The organism is Stecheria intestinalis, assembly GCF_009696165.1.
Taxonomy (GTDB): domain Bacteria; phylum Bacillota_I; class Bacilli_A; order Erysipelotrichales; family Erysipelotrichaceae; genus Bulleidia; species Bulleidia intestinalis.
On the sequence record NZ_VUMN01000035.1, the window covers coordinates 20,756 to 27,190 of the forward strand.

Genomic DNA, 6,435 nt, shown 5'->3' on the forward strand with positions numbered 1-6,435 from the left:
TAACTCTTTATTTATGAGGAAGGGTGGGAAACATTATGAACGGTATGTTCTTTAAAAACATATTAGTCGCAGATGTGCAGGAGAAGACCGCCCGTTTTGTAGATTTTAAGCCGGGACTCAATGTGATTACTAGCTCTGATAATCACGTTGGAAAGTCCTCTATTGTCAAATCTTTGTATCATACGCTTGGTGCTGAAGTGAATTTTGATGCTCGCTGGTCTAAGGATACAAAGATTAATCTCGTTACAATAGATGTTGATGGTACTGAGTACCAGATTGCTCGATTTTTAAAACGCTTTGCTGTTTTTAAAGGCGAAGAGTTGTTGCTGCTGACAGATTCGGTCACTAAAGAACTTGCGCCGATGCTTGGGCAAATGTTTGACTTTTCAGTTTATCTTGCTGAGAAGGAGGGCAATAGGAAAGTAGTGCAAGCACCTCCGGTTTTTACTTTTATGCCATATTATATAGATCAAGATAAGGGGTGGTCTGCGCTTTACAATAGCTTTGAAAAGATGGATCAGTTTTCAAAGCCAGAACGGTCGAAATCCATTTATTTTCATCTTGGCATTTATACGAAGGCAAGAATCGAACTTCAAGCAAAAAAGAATCAATTAAAAGACGACATTGAAGAACTGAAACAGAAAGAAAATGAACTTCGGGTAACAATTAAATCTCTTTCTGATGAGGTCAATCATTTGATTCCAGCTGAAAATATAGATGAGCTTGAAAAGCAACTTCGTTTGCCCAAAAAGGATATAGAGGATCTCGTTCAAAGGGCTGGAAGAGTGCGAAACCAGATACAGGAGCTTCAAACTGGACTGCAACAGCACGAATACCAGCTTGATGTTATCAGCCAATATCAGCAGATCAAACCTCAAATAGAGGATGAAACGGAAAACAAAAAAGGTTTGCATGTTTGTCCAAATTGCGGCTATGAGTTTGATGACGAATTAGATGAACTGGTAAGGAGTAATTATAGCCAATCAAACGAAGAGTATTTGAAATCCCAAATCAATCTTATTATTGACAACATTAAAAAAGAACTTAAGACTGCTGAAGATAGTTATGTAAGCCTAATGGCTGAACTGAAGAATAAAGAAAAGGCATATGATGAATCACAGGATGCCTATAATGCTTATCTTCGCTATAAGGGACTTGGAGATACATTAAAAAAATATCAATTAGATCTTGCAAAGAACCATATAGATCAATCTGATAAGCAGGATGAGATTAAGGAGATTGATAAAGAACTGAAAAAAACACCTGACAAGAAAGAAATTGAGAATGATTATGTTTCCCATGTAAAAAGGAATATTATTCATTTCGGAGTTTGGGATCAGGCATATGACAAGAAGATAAAACTTCTTAGTGGATTGCAAGGACAGGGGTCTCTAACGCCGAAGATCATTCTTTCTCAGTTTATTGGTCTTTTTCAAACAATGGATGATTTGAAAAGATCGATAATCAGATTTCCATTTGTGGTGGATTCTCCTAGGAATATGGAATCAAGTGAACGAAGTAGCGAAGAAATTCTTAATGAGATTGTTACGATAGATTATCTTCCGCAGATAATAGTGGCAACAGTTGATTATGACAAATTTCATGTTTGCGATGGCGGAAAAGCTAATAAGGTGTATTTGTCAAAACAATTTCATGTACTTGAAAAAGATCAGTATAAAAAGCACAGCTACACAATCGAAGGTTTATATGATTTGTTGAGGAGTGAGGATAAGTAATTAGCCATGCGTATAAAGATTAAGGTAATGTTATCTGAACAATGGGGCGGTTGAAATGAGTTTGCTGGATATACCACCTGGTACGGATGTTAATGAACTGAAGAAAAGGATGAATATTCTTCAAAAGAAAGCAAGGGATAGGGCAAAGCCAGATCGCTGTATACTGTGTGGACAGAAGCACACAAGCTTTTGTAATTCACATTCTGTTCCCCAAATGGTTTTGAATAAGATCGGTAAGAATGGACAGATTGTTCAGTCTAATGCTATATTTGGCCTCGAAATACTTAAAGACACAGATGGCATTAACCGTTCAGGAACATTTCATATTATTTGTCGAGAATGCGATAAAAATTATTTGGCTTAATTTGCAGGCTGGTGATCTAGACTAATAAGCAAACAAGTCCGAAGTCTTCATATCACAGATTCTGAAGAAGCCCGAGACATTGCTGAGTATAGTTCTAACCTTCAGCAGAACTTCATCAGCAGCCAATCCTGCATATTCCGAACTGTTACCAGCAGTGCAGCGTACCGATTGATGTACTTTGTTGCCACTCCTCTGTACTTGCGATTCCATTCGTCAATCTTGGAGTGGAAAGAATTGACATGATTCAGATGGTCTACGGAGGTATAGGTCTTATGGTCTCCTAATACTCGAAACTCACAGTTCTTCTGATTCAGGATCCTCTGATATGCGGTCTTGCCATCTATCCAGACAAGGCAGTTCCCAGAAAGCTTCTTCTGAATTTTTTCGATATCTTCCGATTTCGGAACGGCACAGTTCGTTGCCTTGAGCACTGTATCTCCTTATCTCTGCACTGCGGTAAGCAGACATATCTGTTCACTGGAAAGGCCACGATTTGAGGCCTTTTCTCCTCTATGACGTGGCTTGATTTCATCACGTTTTTCGCCTTTATGGCTGTTCACAAGGTATTTTTCATCCATCTCTACTTCATCGGAAACCACTGTTTCACTGGCAATGGATTCCAGGGCGTGGAGAAGCTTCATGCGCATTCTCCAGACGGTATAAGTGCTGATGCCAAGGCTCTCAGCAGTCTTCTGAATCGGAACCTACTGAAAAGTGTCCTTGATCAGCTGATCCCATTTCGAACGGTCCTGCTGAGAGAGTAGTAAGTGAGCTGCCCATTGTTAGCGCCAGGAGAAAAGAGCCATTTTGGGCCAGGTGAAAATGTCCATTTTCAGTCAAAAGAAAAGGGCCAATACGCCAGGCCCACTCCTTCCTGAGTGTTGTCTAATTGATTACTGTGCTTCTACTGCCAACGTCTGCAGTTTCTGCCCGCGATAACTTGGACCCTTCATCATGTATACAATTGCATCGTCAAAAATACGATCCAGTGTGCATAGTGTTGTATCTTTTTCTTCAAAGTATGAACCCCATGTATCAGGTGTTTTGTTGCTTGTCAGTATCAGGCAATGCGGTCCTTCTTTATTTGTTCTGCGATTGATGATATCAAAGAGTATCCGGGTATTCTCTGCATCGAAGCAGCACCAGCCAATCTCATCAATAATGAGGTAGGACGGCTTGACTAATCCGTTAATAACATTGGTGGTTCTTCCATACCTTTTCGCTTGATTCAGTTTCTCATTGAGTTCTGAAGACGTAAAGAAGTATGTCTTGATCCCCAGCTCACAGCAGCTGTGTCCAAATGCCATGGCCAGGTGCGTCTTTCCATAATGTAAAGCTTTACATTAAGGAAATTATGCAAAGCGATGGATAATGCAAAGTAAATACCGCAATCACAAATACTGAAGCGGATAATTGCGGCAATTACTTTACATTATTTTTCTACTTTCCAAGATCGGTAATACTTCTTCTATGGGAGATCCCCATAGAAAGGAGTTCTCAAATGGAGAACAAACTGACAATTGAGCAGTGCATATCTCAGATACTGGAGATCATGCGACAAAGGAATTTCGGAGAAGAAACTATTGCCTATTATTCCCATCATTACAACCAGTTTATGAAGTATTGCAGAAAGCATAACTGTATTTATTTCAGCGATCAGGTCAGCTTAGAGTTTTTAGCTGAGCACTACGGTATTTGCCTCCATTCATTTGAGGTAAACCCCTCCTTAAACAGTACAAAACTATCTCATCTGCGTGCCCAGAAAATATTAAGCGTATATAGCTCCAGTCAGGTATTCGTCACGAAATTTGCAAGATATCACAGTCAAGTCACTGATGATTATTGGAAACCAATTTATCAAGGCTTCCTTCAAGAACAGAAAGACCGCGGCATTCGAGAATCTACCATAAGGCATCGAGAACTAACAATCCGACTCATCATCGAGTACTTTAACGCACATGGCATTTATGACTGCAATTCAATCACTCAGGCAGCTGTTGAGGAAATACTTGCCTTATTCATTAATGAAGCTCCAAAATCTGTAACAGCACGCTGCGGAGAAATGAGATTTTTCTTTCTTTACTGCTTCAGTCATGGATATTCATCCGAGGATAAAAGCAGATTTGTAAGAAAAGTTGCAGCACCTCATAGGGCAAATCTGCCTATCAGCTGGAAGCCAGAAGATGTCAAAAAGATACTCAGCTCAGTTGACCGAGATAGTCCGGTTGGAAAAAGAGACTATGCAATACTGATGCTTGCTTGTAAATACGGGTTGCGGTCGGTAGACATCAGGAATCTGGAATTAGAAGATATCAACTGGGAAGCCAAAGAAATTGTTGTTAAACAACAAAAGACCAGCAATACCATTCATCTTCCACTTCTGACTGATATTGGCTGGGCTCTTATCGATTATATTCGGCATGGCAGACCAATCACAACTGATAATGCAGTTTTTATTACGGTAAATGCCCCATATCAAAGGCTGTCAGAATCCTCTGGATTGAACACAATTTTCAGAAAGTATCTAAACCTTTCTGGCGTTCCGATTCCGCGTGAAGGATTCTGCGGAATTCATACTTTGCGTCATACGCTTGGAAGAGTCCTGCTAGAAAAACAAATTCCATTGCCTCAGATCAGTCAGATTCTCGGACATCAGAGCATCAAATCCACCAGTATATATTTACAGATTGATATGAACGGATTAAAGGCATGCATGATTAACCCGGATGAGGTTCTAAAGTAATGAAATACGAATTCAAAAGTATCTTGGGTCCTTTTATGGAGGGATTGATTCAGGAAAAACGAGCCATTGGTTATAAATACGAAAGTGAAGAGAAGAGGTTTCGTGAAATGGATGGATTCTTTTTTAGAACTGGTGCCACGGAGCCGGCATTAACGAAAGAAATGGTAATTCTCTATACTGAAAAGAGACCAAATGAAACAAAGCAAACGCGCAATGGCAGAATCGGAGCAATTCGGGAATTGGCCAGATATATGACCAGAACCGGTAATGAAGCATATATCTGTCCGCCTCTTCCTGCAGGAAGCTATGCCAGAGAATATGTCCCGCACATTTTTACTAATCAGGAGCTCGCGGCAATATTTCAGGCAGCGGACAGAGAAGGACGCGAAAACAAATGCAATCAGCGATACGCCGTTATATTCAGAATTCTTTACAGCACAGGCATGCGTGTAAATGAGTTAATGCATATTAAATTCAAGGACATCGATTTTGAAGCTGGGACATTCTTTATCCGACAGGCAAAAAACAATAAAGATCGAATGATACCCGTTCACCGGATAGCATTAGATTATCTGCAGGATTATCTTTTCAAATATCGGCAAAGCATTTCAGGGGAAGAATATGTTTTTACCAATGATATGGGGACAAGCCTTAGCAGCAATTCTGTATACACGCATTTCAGAAGATGTCTTTGGAAAGCTGGCATACATCATGGCGGCAGAAGAAAGGGTCCCCGGGTTCATGATTTCCGCCACACTTTCTGTGTCCATTGTCTCCGGAACTGGGTCAAAGAAGGACAGGATATCAATGCATTAATGCCTTATCTCTGCGCTTATATGGGGCACTCTGATACTCGATGCACAGAGTATTATCCGAGGCTTACTTCCGAACTTTATCCAGATATAGTTGCAAAGTGTGAAAGATATTATGAAGGGGCTGGAAATGAAGAATAAAAACTTTGATTACTACGTAACCAGTTTCTTCACTAAATATCTGACGGGAGAAAGAAATCTTTCAGCCAATACGATCGCTTCCTACAGGGATACGTTTAAGCTCTTGTTGGTTTTCTTTCGAGATGAGATGGATCTTCCCCCAGATAAAGTGGAGTTGTCTGAGCTGACAAGGGAAAACATTCTGCATTTTCTCGACTGGCTGGAGACAAGCAGAGGAATCAAGAAATCGTCTCGCAATATCCGATTAGCTGCCATCCATTCTTTTGTGAAATATGCAATGGTGGAGGATATTGATCATTTTGCAGAGTATCAGAAAATCCTTGCCATCAAAACTAAGAAGAGTTCTTCAAGAACAGTCCCCTATCTGACAGTAGAGGAGGTAAAAGCAATCCTCAGCGCACCAGATACAGAGACTGTTCGCGGCCGCAGAGACAAAGTTTTATTGACTGTAATGTATGACACTGGTGCAAGGGTGAGTGAAATCTGCAATCTGAAGGTTGATGATCTTCGCCTTGTTAGGGTCGGGCGATAAGGGCCAGAAAGCGTCGGGAAAAATGGGCCATTAAACGTCGGCTGAGAAAGGCCATAATTTGTCGGAAGAAAAGGGCCACTGCGTGTAACTAAGCATGGTTCCTTCTA

8 protein-coding genes are annotated in these 6,435 nt (G+C 40.5%); 5 read left to right on the forward strand and 3 right to left on the reverse strand.

Annotation, left to right across the window (positions count from 1 at the left end; genetic code table 11):
• Window positions 1–35 precede the first annotated feature (35 nt).
• Window positions 36–1,736, forward strand: coding sequence for a hypothetical protein (locus FYJ51_RS11660; RefSeq protein ID WP_154505784.1), 1,701 nt, complete (start codon window positions 36–38; stop codon window positions 1,734–1,736).
• A gap of 55 nt (window positions 1,737–1,791) precedes the next feature.
• Entirely contained in the window at window positions 1,792–2,100 is a 309-nt protein-coding gene (locus tag FYJ51_RS11665) for a hypothetical protein (protein WP_154505785.1), read from the forward strand.
• A 101-nt stretch (window positions 2,101–2,201) separates the two neighbouring features.
• Here FYJ51_RS11665 and FYJ51_RS11670 read toward each other — a convergent pair whose 3' ends face one another.
• The 3 genes from FYJ51_RS11670 to FYJ51_RS11680 all read right to left on the reverse strand — a co-directional run bounded on the left by FYJ51_RS11670 (window position 2,202) and on the right by FYJ51_RS11680 (window position 3,413).
• Window positions 2,202–2,531 carry a hypothetical protein gene (locus FYJ51_RS11670; RefSeq protein ID WP_154505786.1) on the reverse strand — a complete coding sequence of 110 codons (330 nt, stop codon included), beginning with the start codon at window positions 2,529–2,531 and terminating at the stop codon, window positions 2,202–2,204.
• A 9-nt stretch (window positions 2,532–2,540) separates the two neighbouring features.
• Complete coding sequence (locus FYJ51_RS11675) at window positions 2,541–2,741, reverse strand: hypothetical protein (protein WP_154505772.1); 201 nt, start codon at window positions 2,739–2,741, stop codon at window positions 2,541–2,543.
• Between the two features lie 252 nt (window positions 2,742–2,993).
• A complete protein-coding gene (locus FYJ51_RS11680) occupies window positions 2,994–3,413 on the reverse strand; it encodes an ATP-binding protein (protein WP_268892651.1) in 420 nt (139 codons plus the stop codon).
• A gap of 188 nt (window positions 3,414–3,601) precedes the next feature.
• Between FYJ51_RS11680 and FYJ51_RS11685 the strand changes: the two genes are divergently transcribed.
• From FYJ51_RS11685 to FYJ51_RS11695, 3 genes are read left to right on the forward strand one after another with little or no spacing between them, the layout of a single operon-like run.
• Complete coding sequence (locus FYJ51_RS11685; RefSeq protein WP_154505788.1) at window positions 3,602–4,843, forward strand: site-specific integrase; 1,242 nt, start codon at window positions 3,602–3,604, stop codon at window positions 4,841–4,843.
• The gene (locus FYJ51_RS11690; protein ID WP_154505789.1) at window positions 4,843–5,796 is read left to right on the forward strand and encodes a tyrosine-type recombinase/integrase; all 954 of its coding nucleotides are present in this window, start codon (window positions 4,843–4,845) and stop codon (window positions 5,794–5,796) included. Before FYJ51_RS11685 ends, FYJ51_RS11690 begins: the two co-directional genes overlap by 1 nt.
• A complete protein-coding gene (locus tag FYJ51_RS11695; RefSeq protein WP_205946316.1) occupies window positions 5,786–6,328 on the forward strand; it encodes a tyrosine-type recombinase/integrase in 543 nt (180 codons plus the stop codon). Before FYJ51_RS11690 ends, FYJ51_RS11695 begins: the two co-directional genes overlap by 11 nt.
• The last annotated feature ends 107 nt before the right edge of the window (window positions 6,329–6,435 follow it).